Here is a 22,270-nt window from a genome sequence, read left to right on the forward strand (position 1 = left end):
TCAGTCGACGAGCACGAAGTGCGCGCCGCAATACGGGCACTGGCTTTCGCCGCCGTCCGCCTCGATGGGCAGGTAGACGCGCGGATGCGAATTCCACAGCGCCATTTCGGGCAGAGGGCAGCTCAGCGGCAGGTCGGCGCGGCGCACTTCATAGCGCGTCTTCGCGTTGGCCGGTGCACCGGCGACGGGCGGATGGGGCTGCTGGGCTTCGGCCATGGCGCGGGCACTTCGTGGGGATGGTGCGGGCCCGAAGTTTAGCAGCCGGGCCCGCCGCCTCACGCAGGCAGGTCGAAGAACAGCAGGTCCGCAGGCTCCGCGCCGCGGCCTTCCAGCCGATGCGTGCCGGCTTCGTCGGCGAAACCGAGCGCATCGCCGGCGGTCAGCGCGCGGCTGTCGTACGCGATATCGCCGGTGGCCACGTGCAGCCAGTACTTGCGCGCCGGATCGAGCACGACGTCGACCGACTGGCCGGGCGCCAGGCGCACCGCGCGCAGCCAGGCCTGCTGGCGCAGCGGCAATCCGCCGTCGGCGCCATCGGGCGCCGCGAGCGTCTGCCAGCGGCCTTCGCGCGCGGCCGGATCGAACGCACGCTGCTCGTACGCCGGTTGCGCGTTGAGGCGATCGGGCTGGATCCAGATCTGCAGGAAGTGCACCGGCGCATCCTTCGCGCCGTTGAACTCGCTGTGCTCCACCCCGTGCCCGGCGCTCATCCATTGGACTTCGCCCGGACGCAGCACACCTTCGCCGCCGGTGTTGTCCTTATGCGCGAGCGCGCCCGACAACACGACGCTGAGGATTTCCATGTTCGCGTGCCGGTGCGGCGGAAACCCACCGCCCGGCGCCACGATGTCTTCGTTGATCACGCGCAGCGGCCCGAACCCCATCCACTTCGGATCGTGGAAGTGGCCGAACGAGAAGGTGTGGCGACTGTGCAACCAGCCGGCCGACACCTCGCCACGCGATCCCGCGAGCCGCTCGTACATCATTTCTTCGTGTCCTCGGCCTGCGGCACGGTGGCTTCGGTCGTGATGCGCAGTTCGATCTCGTCGCTGACGTTGGGGATGAACTTCGCCACGCCGAATTCCGCGCGCTTGATCGTGGTGGTCGCGTTGAAGCCGACCTTCGGCTCGCCGTTGCGGCCCTGGCCGGCCTTGTTGAGCGTCACGTCGAGCACGACCGGCTTGGTCACGTCGCGGATCGTCAGATCGCCGGTGACCTTGAGCTTGTTGCCTTCGCCCTTCTCGACCTTGGTGCTCTTGAACGTCGCGTTCGGCCACTTCTCGGCGTCGAAGAAATCGGCGCTCTGGAGGTGCTTGGTCAGGTCGGGCACCAGCGCATCGAGGCCCGACAGCGGCAGCGTGACGTTGACGCTGGAGGCTTCGACCTTGTCGGGGTCGTACACGAGCGTGCCGTCGACGTTGCCGAAGTTCGCGATCGGGTTGGAATAGCCGAAGTGGTTCCAGCTCGCGATGACCTGCGTGTGGTTCGGATCGAGCTTGTACGTGGCGGGCGCGGCCTGCGCGAAGCCGGCGGCCAACAGGAGCGAAGCGAAGAGCAACTTGCAGCGCATCAGGCGATTCCTTTGCGGGGGGATGGAATGGGAGATACGGAGGGAACGGGTCAATCGATGCGGCAGGCTTCGTCGAAATTCAGGCGCGGCGAGCGCGGGAAGATCGACGCCGGGTCGCCCTTGCCGAGGTTGACGAGGAAATTCGAGCGCCACGTGGTGCCGGGGAAGAAGGCCGCGTCGACCTTCGCGTTGTCGAAGCCCGACATCGGCCCGCAATCCAGGCCGATCGCGCGCGCGGCGAGCAACAGGTAGGCGCCCTGCAGGCTGCCGTTGCGCAGCGCGATGGTGCGCAGGTCGGCTTCCGGCTTGGTGTCGAACCAGCCGCGTGCATCGGTGTGCGGGAACAGCACCGGCACTTTTTCGAAGAACGCCATGTCGTAGGCGACGATCGCCGTGCACGGCGCGGCCATCGTCTTCTTGTAGTTGCCTTCGTCGAGCGCGGGGCCGAGCTTGGCCTTGGCTTCGGGCGAACGCACGAACACGTAGCGCGCCGGGCAACTGTTCGACGTGGTCGGGCCCCACTTCAGCAGGTCATAGAGACGATGCAGCGTCGCGTCGTCGATCTGCCCCGTGAAGCGGTTGTAGGTGCGGGCCTGCCGGAACAACTGGTCGAGCGATGCGTCGGGCAGCGTCGGCTTGAAGGCGTTGTCGTCTTGCATCGTGGGAGCGGTCCGTGCAGTGGGGCGCAGTTCGCGCCGAGAGACGCAGTGTAGAGTGTCGCGCGTCAAGCGGCCGAGACATGGCCGCAACGGCCCATCCGACTGGTGGAACGCATACCCGATGACGCAGCCCCCTGCCGCTTGCTGGACGCTCACCGACGGCCGCGCCGGCAACGTGCGGCAGGCGCGTGCGCTCGCGGCCGCGATGGGCTTCGCCGATGCGCGAGACATCGCGCTGCGCCCGCGGGCCCCGTGGCGCTGGGGCGCGCCGCGCGCGTGGCCCGGCAGCGACCGCGCCTTCGCCGATTTCGCACCGATGCTGGATGCGCCGCCGTCGCTCGCGATCGGCTGCGGCCGCCAGGCGGCGCTGGCCACGCGCCGCTTGCGCGATCGCGGGGCGCGCGCGGTGCAGATCCTCGATCCGCGCTTGCCGCCGGCGCTGTGGGACCTCGTCGTCGCGCCCGAACACGATGCATTGTCCGGCGACAACGTCGTCACGCTGGTCGGCAGCCTGCATCCGGTCGACGATCTGTGGCTGGCGCAGGCGCGCAGCGATTATTCGATCCTCGGTGAGCTTCCTCCGCCGCGCACCACGTTGATGCTCGGCGGGCCGAGCGATCACAGCGCTTACGACATCGCAGGACTCACGCGCGATCTGCAACGCCTCGCCGCGCGCATTCGCCAAGACGGCGGCAGCCTGCTCGCGACCACGTCGCGACGCACGCCGCCGGATTGGGCGCAGGCGATGCGCGCGCAATGCGGCGACATTCCCGGCCTGCGGTGGTTCGCACCATCGACGGCGAACGGCGACGACAGCGACAACCCGTATCCCGGCCTGCTCGCCTGGGCGGACCGCATCGTGTGCACGGGCGATTCGGTGAACATGCTCAGCGAAGCGTGCGCGACGCGCGTGCCGGTCTACGTCCTCGGTGGCGAAACGGTGCGCGGACGCGTGAAGCATTTCCACGACGCGCTCGATCGCCTCGGCCGCGTGCGCGCATTCGACGATGCGCTGGCGCCTTACGACGTCGAGCCCTTGCGCGAAACCGCGCGCGTCGCCGCGGAAGTGCGCAGCCGCCTCGGGCTTTGAGGGTCGTTACTCCCGCGAAAGTGGGAGCCCGGCGCGAAGCGTTGCCTCCCGGATCACGACGCGCGCCGCGGCGATCGCCTCAGTCTCCGGCATGATCCGCGGCCTGCGATCCAGCGTGCATTTCAGCCCCGCTTCCAGCAACGCCGCATGCGCCGCGATCAGCGCATCGCAGCTCGCGCGATCCACCATGTCGTCCGTGCACGCCATCTGCAACAAGCCCGGCGTGTCGCGCGGCGCAAGCCAACGCGCATCGTCGTCCGCGCGATCGAGCACGCGCCACTGCAGCAGGAATTCCAGGTCGACCAATCCGCCCTCGCCCTGCTTGAGGTCGAAGCGCGCCGCATCGCTGCGATCCAGTTCCGCGCGCATGCGCTGGCGCATCTGGACCACTTCGTCGCGCAAGGTCGCCGGATCGCGCGCACGCGCCAGGGTCTGCGCGCGCACCTTCTCGAAATCGGCGATCAGCGACGGATCGCCCGCGACACCGCGCGCGCGCACCAACGCCTGGTGTTCCCACGTCCACGCACGTTCGCGCTGGTAGTCGGCGTAACTGGCGAGGCTGGAGACCAGCAAGCCCTTCGCACCATCCGGCCGCAGGCGCACGTCGATGTCGTACAAACGCCCCGCGCCCGTCACGGTGCCGAGGAGCGCGACGACTTTCTGCGCGAGCCGCGCGAACCAGCGCGAGGCATCCAGCGCACGCGCACCATCGGACTGCGCATCCGCCGGCGCGTCGTAGAGGAACACGAGATCGAGGTCGGACCCGAAGCCCAATTCTTCGCCACCGAGACTGCCGTAGCCGATCACCGCGAATCGCGCATCCGGCACGCGGCCATGCGCGCGCTCCACTTCACGCGTCGCAAGTTCGAGCACGACCACGACCACGGCATCGGCGAGCCATGCGAGTTGCCGCGCGCTGTCCTGCGCCGATTGGCGCGCATCGAGCGTCGCCAGTGCGATGCGGAAACTCAGCGCCTGGCGGACTTCGTTCAAAGCCATCAGCACGGCTTCGGCATCGTCGTCGCCCAGCGTCTCCATGCACGCGGCGGCGAGTGCATCGCGGTCGGGCAAGGCATCGGAGTTGCGGCGGTCGAGGAGTTCGTCGAGCAACAACGGATGCGCGGCGATGCGTTCGGCGAGCAACGCACTGCCGGACACGACATCCACCAGGCGCGCGAGCGCCGCGGGCTGTTCGTCGAGCAAGGCGAGGTAACTCGCGCGTCGCAGCAGCGTGTGCAGCAGCGGCAACACGCGACGCAGCGCAGCATCGGGTTGCGATGAACGCGCAGCCGACGTGAGCAACGCCGGCAGCACGCGATCCAGTCGCGCACGCGTTGCGTCGGACAATGCCTTCACGCCCGGCGCGCGCGCGAAATCGCGCAGGCTGCCATCGAGCGTTTCGGTATCGCGGAAGCCTGCATCGGCCAAGGCCTGCATTTCGCCTGCGTCGGGCAGCGCGCGCCAGTAGGTCGCGAGATCGCTGGGCGCCACGGCGCGTCCGCGCGGTGCGAGGAGTTCCTCGAATTCGGTGGCCACGCGGTCGCGGTGCGCATCGAGCGCGGCGCGCAGCGCGGCCCAATCGTCGTAACCGAGCCCACGCGCGATGCGATGCCGGTCGAGCTCGTTGGACGGCAACGCGTGCGTCTGCGCATCGCGCAACATCTGCAGGCGGTTTTCGAGCCGGCGCAGGAAGCGATACGCATCGGCCAATGCGACGCCCATTTCCGGCGTGATCTGCCCCGCATGCACGAGCGCATCAAGCGCCGGCAACAATCGGCGTTCGCGCAACACGGGCTCGCGACCGCCGCGGATGAGCTGCAGCGCCTGCACCAGGAATTCGATTTCGCGAATGCCGCCCGGGCCGCGCTTGACGTCGTCGGCGAGCTCCTTGCGCGCGACTTCCGCGGCGATCGCCGCCTTCATTTCACGCAGGCCGTCGAGCGCGCCGTAGTCGAGATAGCGGCGATAGACGAAGGGACGCAGGGTTTCGAGGAAGCGCAAGCCTGCGGCGATATCGCCCGCCACCGGCCGCGCTTTCTGCCACGCGTAACGTTCCCAGTCGCGGCCTTCGCGCTGGAAATACTGCTCCATGCCGGCGAACGGCAGCGCCACGCGGCCCGCGTTGCCGAAGGGGCGCAGGCGCAGGTCGACACGATGCGAGAACCCGTCGGCCGTGGTTTCGTCGAGCAGCTTCGCGAGTTGTTGGCCCAGCCGCGCGAAGTGGTCTTCGGCCGCAAGCGCACGCGCGCCGTCGCTCTCGCCATCCTGCGGATAGGCGTAGACCAGATCGACGTCGGAAGAGAAATTCAGTTCACCGCCGCCGAGTTTGCCCAGGCCGAACACGACGAGGCGCTGCACGCTGCCATCGCTCGCGCGCACCACGCCGAAGCGTTCTGCGAACTCGCCTTCCAGCGCTGCGAGTGCGGATTGCAGACAGGTCTCGGCCAGGCGCGTCGTGCCGGCGAGCGTTGCATCGACGTCATCCAGGCCCGCGACATCGCGCCAGATCAGGCGCGTGGATTCGGCGGTGCGGTAACGACGCAGCATCGCGGGCCATTCGGAACGCAATTCGCGCGACAGCACGAGCGGCGGCGTGGGGACGTGCGATGCGAACGCATCGACGAGCGCCGGCTGTTTGAGCAGGGTCTCGATCGCGAAGTCGCTCGCGCGCGCAATCGCGAACAAGGTCGGTTCGATCTCCGGGGCCCAAGTGGTGGGCACGGTGGCGCGCAGGCGTTCGAGCTGTCGCGCGGCGTATGCGTCGGCGGGGTCCGTCATCGCTCCATGATCGCATCGCAAATAAAAAGCCCGCCCCGGACGAACCGGTTGCGGGCCTGCTCCCTCCCCCACGTCGGGATGCGGGGCGAGAGTGAAGGAATCGTTAGGTGGTTTGCACGCTGCACTGCAAAAAAAGACTGGCGGGTATAGAAACGGTCATGCGGTCCGGGCAATTCGCCGCGCCTGAATGGGGAAATGCGGAGCCGACGAGACGCCCCGGAGTTGCGCGAGGACCGCTTCGGCCGCCAGCTGCCCCGACTCGCATCCGCCTTCCATGAAGCCCTGGGTGTCGAGCGCGCAGTGCTCGCCTGCGAAGAAAAGCGGGCCGACGGGTTCGCCCATCACGCCGCGCAGGGTGGACCAGTCGTTCGGGCGGAAGCATGCGTAGCTCCCCAGCGACCAGGGATGCGTGGGCCAGTGGAAGCGCGCTTCGCGCGCGTTTGTGCGCAGAGCGGCAAGACCGGGCCACACGCGATCGAGTGCCGCCGTCGCCGCTTCGGCCTGCGCGCGCGGCGTGCCCTGCCCGAGTTCGACGCCATGCCGGCCGCCGGTGAAGTTGGTCAGCGTGCCCGCTTCGCCGGCTTGCTTGCGCGAGGTCTCCCAGGTCGTTTGATACGGCAGGTCCGACATCGACGCACCGTTCGCATCGTGCTGGCGCCACGCGCGTCGGTCGTAGCCGATCATCAACTTCGCGTTCGTGCCGTAGGCCAGGTGATCGATGGCGTTGCGCTTGTGCGGCGGCAACGGGACGTCGATCTGCACCTTGCGCAACAAGGTGAAGGGCAAGGCCAGGATCACGTGGCGTGCGCGGATGTCCACGCGCCCATCGTCGAGCGCGAAGGTCAGGCGAACGCCATCACCGTCGGCGTGCACGGCTTCGAGCACGTGGCCGGTGTGGATCGATTCGGCCATGCGCGAGGCGAGCGTGCGCGGGATCAGATCGTTGCCGCCGCGCACGTGGAAGCGTTCATCGCTTTCGCCGAAGATCTTGAACGCGTCGGCGTCCTCGGTGCCGATGAAGGTGAGGAAGTTCAGCGCGCTTTGCTGGTCGATCTCCAGGCCCATCTCGGTGGTGTAGGCCACGTCGATCAGCTTGCGCAGCCAACCGGACACCTGGTGCTTGTCGAGCCAATCGGCGATCGACATCGCATCGAGTGCGCGAAACGCGGGGTTGGCGTCGCGGTAGTCCAGTGCGCCGTCGCCGAGCGCCTCCACATCGGCGATGATCGCAGGCACCAGCGGCGCGAGGGCCTGTACGATTTCCGCTTCGCCGATGCGGCGGCCATCGAACCACCACGTATCCGCCGCGGTTTCGCCTTCGAGCAGATCGTCGAGTACCAGGCCCAGGTCTTGCGCGAGTTTGCGGATGCGCACGTGGCCGGTGTCGATCAGTTCGCCGCCCAGTTCGATCACCTGCCCGTTCGGGAAATGATCGCGCAGGCTGAGCATGCGGCCGCCGACGCGCGCTTGCGCTTCGTAGACGCGCGATGGCACGCCCGCCTGCCGGAGCGACCACGCGGCACTCAGCCCCGCGATGCCGGCGCCGACGATCACGACTTCAGGGCCGCCAATGGCGCGCGGCGTGATGGGCGCGCAGGCCGCGAGTGCGAGGCTCGCGGCGGCGCCCTGCAACAACCGGCGACGCGTGGCGTCGACGCGCATCTCCATGCCCCGCTCGTGGAATTCCTCCAGCGGCATGTCGACTTTCGCCGCGTTGCGCGCGATGCGCGCGGCGCGTTGCAGCAGGGCGAACAACGGCGTGCGTGCCATGGTGGGACTTCCTTGTGGGTCGATGCAGGACAACGCGAAGCCTGCGGGCGACGGGCCACTACCAGCGATGCACGCAGCCGAGCACCCAACCGGCGCGATCACGGGAATCGTAGGGCGCGGCGTAGGCCGTGCGGTCGTCGCCGTCGACGTGCTGCCAGGTCAACTGCACATCGCACAGGCGCGTGGTGAGCGCCACGCCCGTGCGGAGGTCCAGGCGCGTGCGGTCGTCGCTGGTTTCCACCGGTACGTAGGCGGCGTAGCGCGCGGCGTAGTTGGGTGGCGGATACGTAGGCGGGGAATAGGAATACGTGCGTTCGGTCGATTCACCGCTGCGCGCCACGCCCGCGTGCCACAGCCAGCGCATGCGTTCGCCGATCGGCAGGCTGCCGTCGGCTTCGAGATACCAGTTCGACACCTGGCCGAAGTAATCGGGCGCGTAGTGCACGCGGAATGCGGCGCGGCGGAATGCGACGCCGACATGCGCTTCGAAGTAGCTCGCTTCGCTGTCGGTGGTGAAGTGCGAATAGCGCACGCCGAAGTCCCAACTGCGGCCCTGCTTGTCGCGTCGCGCATAGCCGGCGTAGGGAATGAGTTGCGCGCCCGTGTCGCCCGCGTAATCGGTGCTCGTAGCGAACACACCCGCGTACGCGCCGCGCGACCAGTCATGGGCGATGCTCGCCTGCACCGCGGGGTTTCCATCGCTCAGCGAGTAACCGCGATAGCGATAATCGGAAACGACGCCGACACTGCCCGACACCTGTGCATGCACCGGCCACGCGCAACACGCCGTCAATGCAGCGAGCACGCATCGCAGTCGTCGGCCGTTCCGTTCCCTGGCGTCGCGCACCACCTGCCCTCAGTGGCGCGGCGTCTCCTGTGCGTCGGCGAGCCTGCATCCGCAGGCGCATCCGGGGCCCGCGCGCACGAAGGCGGCACAGGCATCGATCGGCAGGGGTCGCGCCGCCGCCGAGCCTAGCGCAGGCGCGTCGGCGAGGACATCACGCACGGCGGTGCCGCGGAGTTTCGGTGCGGCGTCGCGCAACAGGGCGATGAGCCCGCTGACCTGGGCCGCGGCGAACGAGGTGCCGTTGACCAGACCCCATCCGCCGTCGACGGTCGTGGTCGGCAAGGCATCGGCCGGCGCGAGGAATGCGCGAATGGGCAATGCGCGCAACGGATCGCCGGCCACCGCGATCACGCCGGGCAGCGAGGCCGGAAACCCTGCGTCGGCCGCACGCGGATCCACGGCCGCGACCACCGAGGTGCCGCGCGCGAGTGCGACGTCGACCAGACGCCCGAGCAATACATCGCGCGGGCCGCCGAGGCTGAGGTTGATGACCTGCGCGCGTTTGTCGATCGCGAATTGCATCGCCTTGGCGAGCGTGAAGCTGTTGCAGCGCGCGCGTCCATCGGCGCCGGCCTGCCAACAGGCGCGCAGCGCGAGCAAGCGTGCCTGCGGTGCAACGCCTGCGATGCCGAGTGCGTTGTCGGCGCGCGCGGCGATCAGGCCCGCGACTTCGGTGCCGTGCGTTTCGGGCACGACGCGCTGGCCGTCGTCGCCGACGAAGTCGCGCGATTCGACGATCTGTCCGCGCAAATCCGCGTGCGTTGCCGCCACGCCGCTGTCGATCACCGCGACGGTGATGCCGCGGCCGGTCGCGTGTCGATGCACTTCATCGAGGTTCCAGAGTTTCTGCGCGGGTTGCGCGGGCGAAAGCGGATCGCCGAGCACTTCGAACTGCTGCATCGCCTGCACCGATTCCACGCGCGGGTCCTTCGCGAGCGCTTCGACGGCCGCAGTGACGGCGCTTTCATCGCGCGCCTGCAGCACGTAGCAATCGACGCCGAGCGCCGGCATCGCCCAATCGTTGCGCACCGTCAAACCGTTCGCATCCGCAAGCCTGTGGGCGATGCGCGCCCGCGCTTCCCGGCCGGGTGCGTTGCGATAGTCGCCGACGTAACCGGCTTCGGGTGTGTCGTGCACGGCCGGCGCGCGCAGCATGACGAGCAGTTCGTGCGCATCATTCTGCGGAGCGGCGAACGCGCCACCGGAGAAAGCGGCAAGCAGCAGGAGGAGCAGCCCGCGCACGCGCTACTCCGGCGGCGCGAGGCGTTCGGCCATCGCCACGCCAGGCGATGCGCGCAACGCGTTGCGCACCAATTCGGCCTGGCCCGGCGGCGCGGCGACGAGGAAGGCGCCCGCCGCGTTCGGCCCATCGACGATGCGCGCGCGGTTAGCGCCGAGCAATTCCCGCAGCTGCGCATCGGTGGTTCGCGGGTCGAACACGACGAGCAGGGTGTCGCGCGAGGCCTGCGGTGCGGGCGTCGCGGAGAGCGTCGTGAAGGTTTGCGTCGCCGGTTGCGGTTCGCCGATCAGGAACATCGCGAGCACCGCGATGAAGGCGAACTGCGCCGCGACCGCGACGCGCAACCAACCCGGCGTGCCGGACCAACCGGCGCGCACGCGGCGCCAGTCGAAGCGCGCACCGGGCGTGCGTCGTGCGGCATGCAGGCGATCGCGCATGCGCATCCAGCCGCGATCGGTTTCGCGCGCGTCGGTCGCCGGCGGCGCGAGATCCATCACCGCACGCAGCGTGGCGAGGTCGGCGCGACAGGCGGCGCATTCGATCAGGTGCGCGCGCACGCGTGCGTCGTCGTCCGGATCGAGCGTGGCGTTGGCGTACCACGGCAGCAGGCGTTCGACGTCGCGATGCGCGTGGCCTTCGAAGGAGAGCACGTGTCCGCTCACAGCGCTTGCGCTCCTTCGTCGCCGAGCAGGGATTTCATGTGGCGTCGCGCATAGAACATGCGCGTTTTCACCGTCGCCACCGGGCAACCGACGACTTCGGCGATCTCCTTGCAGCTGTAACCGTGGAAGTAGGTCATTTCGATCACGGCGCGGTGTTCGGGAGAGAGTTGGGCGAGGACGGCATCGAGGCGTTCGCGCAGTTGCACGTGCGCGAGTTCGCGATCGGGCTCGCCTTCGCGCGGTGCTGCGGGTTCGTCGACAGGATCGGGCAGCGACCAATCCAGGCGTCGCAATGCCTTCAGCGCCTGGCGATAAGCGATGGCGAACAACCACGTCGACACGCGCGAAGTCGCATCGAAGGTATGCGCCTTGCGCCACGCGACGAGCATCGTGTCGTCCAGCACTTCGTCCACCATCGTCGACTGCCGCAACATGCCGCGCAGGAAACGGCGAAGCCTCGGGTGATAGGCGCGATACAGCGCTTCGAACGCGCGCACGTCCTCCATCGCCACGAGGCCGACCAGGTCGACTTCGTCCATTGCGATGGATCGATCGGTCTCGCGGGGCATCCCGCCGCCGGGGCCTTCGAGTGGAACCTGCGCCATCCAACCCTCCTGTCGCCCGTCAGTACCTGAGCGGGGCGGAGCGGTTCAAACGATACGCCGGGGACGTGAGGGCAAAAGAAAAGGCCCGCTCGCGCGGGCCTTCTCTCTCTGGAGCAGCGGCTTCTTGGACTAGCCCCCAAGTTGGGGGCGGTGCCGGCCAAAGGCCGGCAAGTCGGGGATGGCGCTGCGCACATCTCTGATCTTGCGAAGCAAGATCAGAAATCCATTCCACCCATGCCGCCCATGCCGCCGCCGCCCGGCATGGCCGGTTCGTCCTTCTTCGGCTGGTCGGCCACCATCGCTTCGGTGGTGATCATCAGGCCGGCGATCGACGCTGCGTTCTGCAGCGCGGTGCGCGTGACCTTGGTCGGATCCAGGATGCCCATCGCAACCATGTCGCCGAACTCGCCGGTCTGCGCGTTGTAACCGAAGTTACCCGAGCCTTCCTTGACCTTGTTCAGCACGACCGACGGCTCTTCGCCGGCGTTGGTGACGATTTCGCGCAGCGGCGCTTCCATCGCGCGCAGCGCGATCTGGATGCCGTGGTTCTGGTCTTCGTTGGCGCCGGTGATCTTGCCGACCGATGCCAGCGCGCGGATCAGCGCAACGCCGCCGCCCGGAACCACGCCTTCTTCCACCGCCGCACGCGTGGCGTGCAGGGCGTCTTCGACGCGCGCTTTCTTTTCCTTCATCTCGATCTCGGTCGAAGCACCGACCTTGATCACCGCAACGCCGCCGGCGAGCTTGGCAACGCGTTCCTGCAGCTTCTCGCGGTCGTAGTCCGAAGAGGTCTCTTCGATCTGCGCCTTGATCTGCTTGATGCGCGATTCGATCGCGGCCGATTCGCCCGCGCCGTCGATGATCGTGCTGTTTTCCTTGGTGACCTGGATCTTCTTGGCGCGGCCGAGATCCTTGATCGTCGCCTTCTCGAGCGAGAGGCCGACTTCCTCGGAGATCACGGTGCCGCCGGTCAGGGTGGCCATGTCTTCCAGCATCGCCTTGCGACGATCGCCGAAGCCCGGCGCCTTCACGGCGCACACCTTGACGATGCCGCGGATCGTGTTGACGACCAGGGTCGCCAGCGCTTCGCCTTCGACTTCCTCGGCGACGATCAGCAGCGGCTTGCCGGCCTTGGCCACGCCTTCGAGGACGGGCAGCAGGTCGCGGACGTTCGAGATCTTCTTGTCGTGCAGCAGGATGAAGGGATCATCCAGCTCGGCCGACATCGACTGCTGGTTGTTGATGAAGTACGGCGAGAGGTAGCCGCGGTCGAACTGCATGCCTTCGACGACGTCGAGCTCGTTCTCCAGGCCCGAGCCTTCTTCAACGGTGATCACGCCTTCCTTGCCGACCTTCTTCATCGCGTCGGCGATGATGTTGCCGATCGACTCGTCTGAGTTCGCCGAGATCGTGCCGACCTGGGCGATCGCCTTGTCGTCGGCGGTGGGCTTGCTGATGTTCTTCAGCTCGGCGACCGCGGCGATGACCGCCTTGTCGATGCCGCGCTTGAGGTCCATCGGGTTCATGCCGGCGGCGACCGCCTTCATGCCTTCGCGGATCAGCGCCTGGGCCAGCACGGTCGCGGTGGTGGTGCCGTCGCCGGCGTTGTCGGACGTCTTGGACGCGACTTCCTTCACCATCTGCGCGCCCATGTTCTCGAACTTGTCGGCGAGCTCGATCTCCTTGGCGACGGACACGCCGTCCTTGGTGATCGTGGGGGCGCCGTAGCTCTTCTCGAGCACGACGTTGCGGCCCTTCGGGCCCAGGGTGGCCTTGACGGCATTGGCGAGCACGTTGACGCCGCGCACCATCTTGGCGCGCGCGTCCTCACCGAAACGAATTTCCTTGGCAGCCATTGCGGATTACCTCAGTAGAAAGTTTTTGCTTGTGTGCGTTGAAGTGCGAAGGGCGACGCTCAGCCGAGGACGGCGAGGATGTCGTCTTCCTTCACCACGAGGTATTCGGTGCCGTCGAGCTTCACTTCGGTCCCGCTGTACTTGCCGAAGAGCACCTTGTCGCCGGCCTTGACCTTCGGGCTGCGCACCGAACCGTTGTCGAGGACCTTGCCTTCGCCGACGGCGACGACTTCACCCTTGATCGGCTTTTCGGTGGCCGAGTCCGGGATCACGATCCCGCCGGCCGAGAGCTTTTCTTCTTCCATGCGCTTGATGACCACGCGGTCGTACAGCGGCTTGATATTCATTGGCAACCCTCGCAAGTGCTTGATGTGGTTGGTGAAAGGGCGCGAATTCTAGCAGTCGCCGGAAACGAGTGCCAAGGATTCGCGCAAAACGAAGCCCGCGGTGCGGGTCGGGCTATCAAATCGGGCTGGCGGGGCGGGCTTTCAAGGGGCGCGGGCGCGTTTCGAACATCGTGCGCTTCGAAGAAGGAACCCCCCCTCGGCTGGCGCAGGGGGGAAGGGCCAAGGAGGGGTTCCGCGGAGACGGTCTCCGAAAAAAAGGGGCGCGCACGTGGCCGTGCGCGCCCTGGGGTCGGGAGTTACCTAGTCCGTGGCGGGCGATCCATCGCCGTCCTCCACCCCCAGTCCGTTGTGCTTGCCGAAACTTCCAATCGACACAGCTGGAGAATTGCGGACTTCGTCGCCGTTGTGAAGGGTGGTGGCGGGCGTGAAACGGTGCAGGTTGGTAGCTAAAACCAGCATTTACAGGCTGTGTTCCAGATTCCTGCTGGCGCCCGCTACCAAAAGTAGACAGGTTGCTGCCATTATCATTCACGGGGTGACTGGCGGTAACATTGTCCCTTCATACCGGCAGTTGGCGTGTGTAACGTGCGGACTCGCCTTCACATGGCACGGATTTTTCTACGTAGCCCATCATGACTTCCCAGCAACGCATCCGGCTAGCGCGCCGTCACGCCGCCATGTCACAAACGCAACTCGCCCAGGCCGTGGGCGTGCAGCGCAGTGCCGTGAGCCATTGGGAGGCCCCGCAAGGGAAGAACCCGAGCGTCAAACACCTGCGCGAAATCGCGATGACCACGGGCGTGCAGTTCGAATGGCTCGCGACCGGTCGCGGCCAGATGGCGCCATCGCGCGAAACGGTGCTCGACTCCGTATCGGCCGTCGATGCCTTGCTGGTCGACGACTCGCTCGAGCAACGATTACTCGTGGCCTTCCGCGAAGCCCCGGTGCGCGCGCGCCTGGCGCTGGTGGAGCTGATGGAAGAACTCGCCAGCCAGCGCACGGGCCGTCCGCGCGGGAAATCGCTGATGACCAGCGACGCGTATTACGACAGCCTGGACTGAAGTTGCCCGTCTAAGCGGCGGCACTTAGCCCCGACCGGGGACGCGAGTACGCTATGGCGCCCCCGTTCGGCGCCTTGTCGTGACCGCACTGCTCTGCCTCACCACCTGCCCCGACTTCGATACCGCGCAACGCATCGCGAACGCGCTGGTCGAAGCGCGCCTGGCCGCGTGCGTGAATTTCGTGCCGGGCATGCATTCGACGTATCGCTGGCAGGGCAAGGTCGAACACGCCGGCGAAGTGCTGCTCCTGGTCAAGACCACGCGCGTGCGCATGCCCGCGGTGCAGGAACGCATCGTGGCGCTGCATCCCTACGAACTGCCCGAAGTGCTGACGATCGAAGCCGGCGGCCTGCCCGCGTACCTGCAATGGATCGCGCAAGAAACCGATCCTTCCGCTCAAGACTGACGACCCCCACTTCATGACGATGTACTTCCGACGCGCCGCGACGGCCCTGCTCGCCCTGCTCATGGGCACCGTTTCGTTCGCGGCGAACGCGGTCGACGAGAAAGACTTGTTGCCGGTCGACCAGGCGTTCGCGTTCGAGGCGAAGGCGACGTCGCGCGATGCGATCGCGCTGACCTGGCACGTCGCGCCGGGCTACTACCTGTATCGCCATCGCACGAAGATCCAGTCGGCCGACTTCACCGGCGCCGCGTTGCAGATGCCGCCGGGCAAGCACAAGCGCGACGAATTCTTCGGCGATGTCGAAACCTATCGGACGCTGCTGGAAGCGAAAGTCGTCGGTACGCCTGCGCCGGATGCACGTTCGGTGACGCTGAAAGTGATGTACCAGGGCTGCGCGGACGTCGGCGTGTGTTATCCGCCGCAGACGCGGAGCGTGCAGGTCGCGCTGCCTTCGACGGTCGGCGGCTTGCTCGGTGCGCCCGCGCCGGCCGGGCCGTTGCAGTTCGGCGTCGCGAAAGGCGAGCCGCTGCCGGAAACGCAGGCCTTCCACATCGAAGCGATCGCCAACGGCGGCAACGCGCTGCTCGTGCGCTTCGCGCCGGCGCCGGGCTATTACCTGTATCGCGACAAGACGCAGCTCAGCTTCGACGGCGAAGGCATCTCGCTGCGCGCGCCGGAATGGCCGCCGGGCAAGCAGCATCGCGATGAGCATTTCGGCGACGTCGTCGTGTATTTCGATCCGGTCGACGTCAACGTGCCGGTGCAGCGTTCACATGCGCGGGCAGTGGACGGCACCTTGCGCGTGACGTTCCAGGGCTGCCAGGACGGCGGCATCTGCTATCCGCTGATGACGCGCAGCTTGCCGGTGTCGTTGCCGGCGGGCGAGGTGTCGAGCGCGAAGGTCGACGACACCAGTGCGCTCGCGGAAGACCAGCGCCTCGCGCAAAGCCTCGGCGGCAAGCATCGCGCGTGGGCGCTCGTGTTGTTCTTCGCGTACGGGCTCGGCCTGGCGTTCACGCCGTGCGTGTTGCCGATGGTGCCGATTCTCTCCGGGCTCATCGCGGGGCGCGGCGAACGCGTCGGTGCGTGGCGCGGGTTCTCGCTGTCGACGGTGTACGTGCTTGCGAGCGCAGTCGTGTTCACGATCGCCGGCATCCTCGCCGGCTTGCTCGGCGCGGCGGCGAACCTGCAGGCGTGGATGCAGAACGTGTGGGTGCTCAGCGCATTCGCGTTGTTGTTCGTTGTGTTGTCGCTGTCGATGTTCGGACTTTACGAATTGCAGCTGCCCGCGGCCTTGCGTGCGCGCCTGGGCGCGGCGAGCGATCGCCAGCGCGGCGGTTCGTGGGTCGGTGTCGCGGCGATGGGTGCGTTGTCTGCATTGATCGTCGGTCCGTGCGTCGCGCCGCCGCTGATGGGCGCGGTGCTCTACATCGCACAGGCACGCGATCCGATCTTCGGCGGCGCGGCGCTGTTCCTGCTTGCGCTCGGCATGGGTGCGCCGCTGATTGCGTTCGGCATCGCCGCGGGGCGCGGGATGCCGACGAGCGGCCCGTGGATGCTCGCGGTGCAGCGCGTGTTCGGCTTCGTGTTCCTCGGGCTGGCGATCTGGATGTTGTCGCGCGTGTTGCCCGCGGCGTGGACGCTGGCGTTGTGGGGCCTGCTCGCGCTCGGCGCGGCGACGTGGGCGTTCACGCTCGGCAGTCGGCCGGGTTCGAAGATGGCGGCGCGTTTCGCCGGGCTCGTGCTCGCGATCGTGGGTGCGGCGCAGTTGCTCGGTGCGTTCGCGGGTTCGCACGATCCGCTGCGGCCGCTCGCGGGATTGCGCGCCGTGCGGGAGGAAGCGATCGCGTTCAAGCGCATCAAGTCGGTCGAAGACCTCGATCGCGAAATCGCCGCCGCAAACGCGGCCGGCAAGCCGCTGATGCTCGATTTCTATGCCGACTGGTGCGTGAGCTGCAAGGAGATGGAGAAGTACGTCTTCACCCAGCCGAAGGTGCACGCGGCGTTGCGCGATTACGTGTTGCTGCAGGCCGACGTCACCGCGAACGATGCACAGGACCAGGCGCTGATGCAGCGCTTCGGCATCATCGGACCGCCGATGTCGCTGTTCTTCCGCGATGGGGAAGAGCGCCGCGGCCTGCGGCTCACCGGGTTCGAAGAGGCCGACAAGTTCGTCGAACGCGCGCAGCGCGGCGCCGCGCCGTGAATGGCTCGACCAAGGTCGTGCTCGTCGCGATCGCTGCGGGAGCGCTGGGCGTCGTCGCGAGCCTGCTGACCTCCGGCCCGGGCCCGTTGTGGCGGACCGAAGTCGGCCAGCGCGCCCTGAACTCCGCGATGCAGGCCTCGGCACCTCCGGTTCCGAAAGGCGTGGTTGTCGCGAAACGCGGCGAACGCGTGCCGAACATGCAGCTTCGCGCGCTGGACCGCACCCGTGTGGAGCTCCCCGCGCAGTACTCCGGCCGCCCGGTCCTCATCAACGTGTGGGCCAGCTGGTGCGGCCCGTGCGTGAAAGAGATGCCCGCGCTCGAAGCCTTCGCCCGGGAACAAGGGGCCAACGGCGTGCAAGTGGTCGGCATCGCGCTCGATGACGTCGATGCGGTGCGCGCCTTCGTCGAACGCACCGGCGTGACCTATCCGATCCTCATCGACGCCGCAGGCCCCGCCGATGCCGGCGTTCGCCTGGGCAATCCGAAGGGCGTCCTGCCCTACTCCGTCCTGCTCTCCGCCGACGGGCTGCTGCTGAAACAACGCATCGGGCCTTTCGAAGAAGGGGAAATCGCAGGCTGGGCAAGGGATTAGAGGGCTTACTCAAAGGTCGGCATAAGTCCGGCTAACTTCTTCGATACGGTAGAGAACTGCGGCTTGCGTTCTGGACACCCGGGGTCGGTTCGGCCAGACTGCGCGTCCGCATTCCCGGCCCCATCGATGGCGAAGCTGCTGGTCCTGCATGGCCCCAACCTCAACCTGCTCGGCACGCGCGAGCCGGAGGTCTATGGCCGCACGACCCTCGCGCAGATCGACGCCGACCTCGCGCAGCGCGCGCAGGCCGCCGGCCACCAGCTCGAGAGCCTGCAGTCCAACGCCGAGCACGTGCTGGTCGATCGCATCCAGGCCACGCGCGAAGACGGCACCGCCTTCGCGCTCGTGAACCCCGCCGGGTTCACCCACACCTCGGTGGCGATCCGCGACGCCCTGGCCGCGGTCGCACTGCCCTTCATCGAAGTCCACCTGTCCAACCCGCACGCGCGGGAACCGTTCCGACGCACCAGCTACTTCAGCGATCTCGCCGTCGGCGTGGTCGCGGGGTTCGGCGCGGCGAGCTACCTGCTCGCGCTCGATGCCGCATTGCTGCGGCTTTCCAACAACACTGCTTCCTGAGGCCCGCCATGGACCTGCGCAAAATCAAGAAACTCATCGATCTCCTCGAAGAATCCAACCTGGCCGAGATCGAGATCAAGGAAGGCGAAGAGTCCGTCCGCCTGGCGCGCGTGCCGCGCGGCGGCGTGACCGTGGCCGCGCCGCAGGTCATGCCGATGCATGTCGAATCGCGCCCCGCGCCGGTGATGCCGATGGCGGGCCCGACCGAAGGCGTCAGCGGCGGCAGCGCCAAGTCCGCCGACCTGCCGGAAGGCCACGTCGTCCGCGCGCCGATGGTCGGGACGTTCTATGCCTCGCCCTCGCCGGACAAGCCTGCGTTCGTCACCGTCGGCCAGGCGGTCAAGGCCGGCGAGACGCTCGGCATCATCGAGGCGATGAAGATGTTCAACCCCATCGAGGCCGACGTGTCGGGCACGGTGCTGAAGGTCCTCGTGGAAAGCGGTCAGCCGATCGAATTCGACGAACCGCTCTTCGTGATCGGCTGAGGTCGCACTGATGCTGGACAAAGTCGTCATCGCCAACCGCGGCGAAATCGCGCTGCGCATCCTGCGCGCGTGCCACGCGCTGGGCATCCGAACGGTCGCGGTGCATTCCACCGTCGACCGCAACCTCAAACACGTCGCCATGGCCGACGAATCGGTGTGCATCGGCCCCGCGCCGTCCACCGACAGTTACTTGAACATGGCCTCGATCATCGCCGCGGCCGAAGTCACCGACGCGCAGGCGATCCATCCGGGCTACGGCTTCCTCAGCGAGAACGCCGACTTCGCCGAACGCGTCGAGAACTCGGGCTTCGTGTTCATCGGCCCGAAGGCCGACACGATCCGCCTGATGGGCGACAAGGTCGAAGCGATTCGCGCGATGAAGGCCGCCGGCGTGCCGTGCGTGCCCGGCAGCGGCGGCCCGCTGGGCGACGACCCGGCGACCAACGTCAAGATCGCGCGCGAGATCGGTTATCCGGTGATTGTGAAGGCCGCTGGCGGCGGCGGTGGCCGCGGCATGCGCGTGGTCCACACCGAAGCGCACCTGCACAACGCCATCCAGACCACGAAGACCGAGGCGAAGGCCGCGTTCTCCAACGACATGGTCTACATGGAGAAGTTCCTGGAGAACCCGCGCCACGTGGAGATCCAGGTGCTCGCCGACGGCCAGGGCAACGCGATCCACCTGGGCGAACGCGACTGTTCGATGCAGCGTCGCCACCAGAAGGTCGTCGAAGAAGCGCCTGCGCCGGGCATCACGCCCGAGCAGCGCGCGGAGATCGGCCGCGTGTGCGTGGAAGCGTGCATCCGCATCGGCTATCGCGGCGCGGGCACGTTCGAGTTCCTGTACGAAAACGGGCGCTTCTACTTCATCGAAATGAACACCCGCATCCAGGTCGAACACCCGGTGACCGAAATGGTCACGGGCATCGATCTGGTGCGCGAGCAGTTGATGATCGCCGCCGGCCACAAGCTGTCGATCCGGCAGGAAGACATCGTGCTCAACGGGCACGCGATCGAATGCCGCATCAACGCCGAGGACCCGGACACGTTTATGCCCTGCCCCGGCCTGATCCAGCACTTCCACGCACCGGGCGGCCCGGGCGTGCGCGTGGACAGCCACATCTACGAGAGCTACCGCGTCCCGTCGAACTACGACTCGATGATCGGCAAGCTCATCGTGCACGGCCCCGACCGCGCGACCGCGATCGCGCGCATGCGCGTGGCGTTGAGCGAGATGGTCGTCGACGGCATCAAGACGAACATCCCGTTGCAGCAGCGCATCCTGGCCGACGGCGGCTTCCAGCAAGGCGGACAGAACATCCACTACCTGGAAAAGCGGCTGGCGGAACGGAAAGAGAAGTCGCTGTCGATCGTTTGATCCACACAACACCCCCGCTTCGGCGGGGGTGTTTCGTTTCAAGGAGGCGTCGATGAACGACTTCCGCCGCGAAGCAAAAGCCGAACTCGACAAGACCGTCGTCGGCATCGAGCTGACGCTGATCTCGATCATCCAGGGCCTCGCGCTTGCGGTGCTCGCCACCGCCTCGGTGCCACCGCTGCTGCAACTGCAATTCGCGACGTGGCCTTACATCTTCACCGGTCTGCTGGTGATCCTGATCTTCTGGTCGCGTTCGCTCATCCATACGTTGAGCTTCATCGGTTGGCCGCTGGAGTTCGGACACACGTTCGGTTACTTCGGCGCGACCTTGATCGAAGCGGCGGCGTTGACGCAGGTGGCCGATCCGCGTGCGTGGTTCGCGCTCAACGCGTGCTACGCGGCCGCGGTGTGGGGCCTGTATGCGTGGGACCTGCGCGTGGTGCAACAACAGGCGCACGACTTCGCGACCGATGAAGAGCGGCTCCTCCATGAAGACATCGTGCGCGACCAGCGCACGAACATCCTGGTGCTGATGCCTGCGGCGGTCGCGTTCCAGGGGATCGCGTGGTGGCTCGTGCATCGCTTCCCCGATGCGATGCTGCGCGGCCACTGGCACCTGTTGCTCATCGGGCTGACGATCGCCTTCAGCCTGCACTACCTGCACGGTGGCGTGCGCCTGCTGCAGCGCCGACGCGACTGGATCCTCGCGCGCCAGGCGCAGGAACGCCGCGAAGGCTGAACGAACACCGAAACTCGGCCGCGCCGGCAATGGCCGGTTCCCCGGCGAACGCGCGTTCCCTTGATCACACCCGCCCGCTGCGGGTGTTTTCGTTCCCGTTCCGCATCCGAGGTCGTTCGCATGTCCCGCTCTTCGATCGTTCGCAACACCAAACGCGCATTGCTCGCCACGGCGCTCGTCGGCGCGTTGCTCGCCCTGCCCGCCGCCAGCCAGTCGGGCAAGTTGCCGAAGACGCAACTGTGGATGGACGTGGCCACGCACACGATGTCCGGCATTCCCGGCATGTCGGAAACCGGCGGCGGGGTCAGTGGATTCGCGATGCGCATGATGGGCGGCGATGCCGCGCAGAATCATTACGGCGCCGCGCAGACGCCGGGCATGCCCGGCCGTTATCTCGATGTCGCGCTGCTCAATCAATTGAACCCGGGCGCCGAAGCCGAAGACCTGATTCCCACCGGCATGCAGCTCGGCAAGACCTTGCCGCTCGTGCCGCCGAAGGCGCTCGAACCTTCGCAACCCGGCGGCAAGTCGACGCCCGGAATGAACGACGGCAACGCCAAGGCGCGCATCCTCATCTATTGGGGCTGCGGCACCGAAGTGCGCGCGGGACAGCCGCGCGAGATCAAGTTCGAAATGAACAACGGCAAGGTCACGACCAGCGGCACGCAGTACGCGAGCGCGATGTCGGGCCGTTACGCGCCCAATCGCGACGCGAAGGTCGATCCGCGTTACGCGCTGTGGCCCAACGAAAAGATGCGCAAGATGGTGCCGGCCGGCGCTTCGCTCGTCGGCAACCACGACATCGAGGGCGCGAAGATCCCCGAGTCGATGAAGTTCGACCTGACCCAGCAGCAGGATTTCATGCCCGCGATCGCGCTCAGCAGCACGGGCTCGCTGGCGACGGGCCAGACCTGGAACTGGAAGCCGGTGGATCGCGCGAAGGGTTACTTCCTCGCGGCCTTCGGCACGCAGGACGATGCGATGGTGCTGTGGAGTTCGTCGGAAGTGCCGGATGCCGGCATGCAGATCATCGATTACGTCGCGCCGAACACCGTCGAAAAGTGGATCAAGGAAAAGGTCGTCCTCGCGCCGACCGTGACCTCGTGTGCGATGCCCAAGGGCATCTTCGCCGGCAAGGAAGGCCAGCCCGGCGGCGGCATGATGTCGATGATCGCCTACGGCCCGGAAACCAACATCGTGTATCCGCCGAAGCCGGCGGATGCCAAGACGCCGTGGAATCCGGAATGGAACGTGCGCGTGCGCAACAAGTCCACGACGATGGCGATGCTCGGCATGTCGATCGACGCCAGCCAGTCGGCGCAGCAGCAGGACGGCCAACAGCAACAGCCGCAAGAGTCGAAGGGCAAGAAATTCCTCAAGGGCCTGCTCGGCCGCTGAT

22 protein-coding genes are annotated in these 22,270 nt (G+C 67.2%); 10 read left to right on the top strand and 12 right to left on the bottom strand.

Annotated features, from left to right (window positions below; translation table 11 throughout):
* Genes GN331_RS01025 through GN331_RS01040 form a run of 4 tightly spaced genes read right to left on the bottom strand, consistent with a single transcriptional unit; the run spans position 1 to position 2,229 of the window.
* Positions 1–216 (bottom strand): zinc-finger domain-containing protein, encoded by a 216-nt coding sequence (locus GN331_RS01025; protein ID WP_156639538.1) that lies wholly within the window; start codon positions 214–216, stop codon positions 1–3.
* A gap of 59 nt (positions 217–275) precedes the next feature.
* Complete coding sequence (locus tag GN331_RS01030) at positions 276–986, bottom strand: pirin family protein (RefSeq protein ID WP_156639539.1); 711 nt, start codon at positions 984–986, stop codon at positions 276–278.
* The gene (locus GN331_RS01035) at positions 983–1,570 is read right to left on the bottom strand and encodes a YceI family protein (protein ID WP_156639540.1); all 588 of its coding nucleotides are present in this window, start codon (positions 1,568–1,570) and stop codon (positions 983–985) included. The genes GN331_RS01030 and GN331_RS01035 overlap by 4 nt, the downstream gene beginning before the upstream one ends.
* A 50-nt stretch (positions 1,571–1,620) precedes the next feature.
* Positions 1,621–2,229, bottom strand: a complete 609-nt coding sequence (locus GN331_RS01040) for a malonic semialdehyde reductase (protein WP_156639541.1) — start codon at positions 2,227–2,229, stop codon at positions 1,621–1,623.
* A gap of 121 nt (positions 2,230–2,350) precedes the next feature.
* Here GN331_RS01040 and GN331_RS01045 point away from each other — a divergent pair, with 121 nt between their 5' ends.
* Positions 2,351–3,319, top strand: coding sequence for a mitochondrial fission ELM1 family protein (locus tag GN331_RS01045; protein WP_156639542.1), 969 nt, complete (start codon positions 2,351–2,353; stop codon positions 3,317–3,319).
* A 6-nt stretch (positions 3,320–3,325) separates the two neighbouring features.
* Here the strand turns inward: GN331_RS01045 and glnE are convergent, their stop codons facing one another.
* From glnE to groES, 8 genes are all read right to left on the bottom strand, one after another.
* On the bottom strand, positions 3,326–6,097 hold the full coding sequence (gene glnE, locus GN331_RS01050) for a bifunctional [glutamate--ammonia ligase]-adenylyl-L-tyrosine phosphorylase/[glutamate--ammonia-ligase] adenylyltransferase (protein ID WP_156639543.1): 2,772 nt from the start codon (positions 6,095–6,097) through the stop codon (positions 3,326–3,328).
* 156 nt (positions 6,098–6,253) lie between these two features.
* On the bottom strand, positions 6,254–7,867 hold the full coding sequence (locus GN331_RS01055; protein WP_156639544.1) for a flavin monoamine oxidase family protein: 1,614 nt from the start codon (positions 7,865–7,867) through the stop codon (positions 6,254–6,256).
* 58 nt (positions 7,868–7,925) lie between these two features.
* Complete coding sequence (locus GN331_RS01060; RefSeq protein ID WP_197426949.1) at positions 7,926–8,672, bottom strand: TorF family putative porin; 747 nt, start codon at positions 8,670–8,672, stop codon at positions 7,926–7,928.
* Positions 8,673–8,723: 51 nt separating this feature from the next.
* Positions 8,724–9,956, bottom strand: coding sequence for a S8 family peptidase (locus tag GN331_RS01065; RefSeq protein WP_156639546.1), 1,233 nt, complete (start codon positions 9,954–9,956; stop codon positions 8,724–8,726).
* Between the two features lie 3 nt (positions 9,957–9,959).
* The gene (locus GN331_RS01070; protein WP_197426950.1) at positions 9,960–10,616 is read right to left on the bottom strand and encodes a zf-HC2 domain-containing protein; all 657 of its coding nucleotides are present in this window, start codon (positions 10,614–10,616) and stop codon (positions 9,960–9,962) included.
* A complete protein-coding gene (locus GN331_RS01075) occupies positions 10,613–11,221 on the bottom strand; it encodes an RNA polymerase sigma factor (protein WP_231734309.1) in 609 nt (202 codons plus the stop codon). The genes GN331_RS01070 and GN331_RS01075 overlap by 4 nt, the downstream gene beginning before the upstream one ends.
* Positions 11,222–11,436: 215 nt before the next feature.
* On the bottom strand, positions 11,437–13,077 hold the full coding sequence (groL, locus tag GN331_RS01080; protein ID WP_156639548.1) for a chaperonin GroEL: 1,641 nt from the start codon (positions 13,075–13,077) through the stop codon (positions 11,437–11,439).
* 59 nt (positions 13,078–13,136) lie between these two features.
* Positions 13,137–13,424: a co-chaperone GroES gene (groES, locus tag GN331_RS01085; RefSeq protein ID WP_156639549.1), complete on the bottom strand. Its 288-nt coding sequence runs from the start codon at positions 13,422–13,424 to the stop codon at positions 13,137–13,139.
* 632 nt (positions 13,425–14,056) lie between these two features.
* On the opposite strand from groES, the gene GN331_RS01090 reads away from it, so the two are divergent.
* The 9 genes from GN331_RS01090 (at position 14,057) to GN331_RS01130 (ending at position 22,269) form a co-directional block, all read left to right on the top strand.
* Complete coding sequence (locus GN331_RS01090) at positions 14,057–14,485, top strand: helix-turn-helix domain-containing protein (protein WP_156639550.1); 429 nt, start codon at positions 14,057–14,059, stop codon at positions 14,483–14,485.
* Positions 14,486–14,564: 79 nt separating this feature from the next.
* A complete protein-coding gene (gene cutA / locus GN331_RS01095) occupies positions 14,565–14,891 on the top strand; it encodes a divalent-cation tolerance protein CutA (RefSeq protein ID WP_331713318.1) in 327 nt (108 codons plus the stop codon).
* A 13-nt stretch (positions 14,892–14,904) separates the two neighbouring features.
* Positions 14,905–17,097, top strand: a complete 2,193-nt coding sequence (locus GN331_RS01100) for a protein-disulfide reductase DsbD (protein WP_197426951.1) — start codon at positions 14,905–14,907, stop codon at positions 17,095–17,097.
* A complete protein-coding gene (locus tag GN331_RS01105; protein ID WP_331713319.1) occupies positions 17,094–17,690 on the top strand; it encodes a TlpA disulfide reductase family protein in 597 nt (198 codons plus the stop codon). The genes GN331_RS01100 and GN331_RS01105 overlap by 4 nt, the downstream gene beginning before the upstream one ends.
* Before the next feature lie 126 nt (positions 17,691–17,816).
* Positions 17,817–18,269 carry a type II 3-dehydroquinate dehydratase gene (gene aroQ, locus GN331_RS01110; RefSeq protein ID WP_156639551.1) on the top strand — a complete coding sequence of 151 codons (453 nt, stop codon included), beginning with the start codon at positions 17,817–17,819 and terminating at the stop codon, positions 18,267–18,269.
* 8 nt (positions 18,270–18,277) lie between these two features.
* Positions 18,278–18,754, top strand: coding sequence for an acetyl-CoA carboxylase biotin carboxyl carrier protein (accB, locus tag GN331_RS01115; protein WP_156639552.1), 477 nt, complete (start codon positions 18,278–18,280; stop codon positions 18,752–18,754).
* Positions 18,755–18,764: 10 nt separating this feature from the next.
* A complete protein-coding gene (gene accC, locus GN331_RS01120) occupies positions 18,765–20,132 on the top strand; it encodes an acetyl-CoA carboxylase biotin carboxylase subunit (protein WP_156639553.1) in 1,368 nt (455 codons plus the stop codon).
* A gap of 52 nt (positions 20,133–20,184) precedes the next feature.
* Positions 20,185–20,871, top strand: coding sequence for a hypothetical protein (locus tag GN331_RS01125; protein WP_156639554.1), 687 nt, complete (start codon positions 20,185–20,187; stop codon positions 20,869–20,871).
* A 120-nt stretch (positions 20,872–20,991) separates the two neighbouring features.
* On the top strand, positions 20,992–22,269 hold the full coding sequence (locus GN331_RS01130; protein ID WP_156639555.1) for a hypothetical protein: 1,278 nt from the start codon (positions 20,992–20,994) through the stop codon (positions 22,267–22,269).
* The last annotated feature ends 1 nt before the right edge of the window (position 22,270 follow it).

The sequence above is a fragment of the Noviluteimonas gilva genome (assembly GCF_009740395.1).
GTDB lineage: Bacteria > Pseudomonadota > Gammaproteobacteria > Xanthomonadales > Xanthomonadaceae > Noviluteimonas > Noviluteimonas gilva.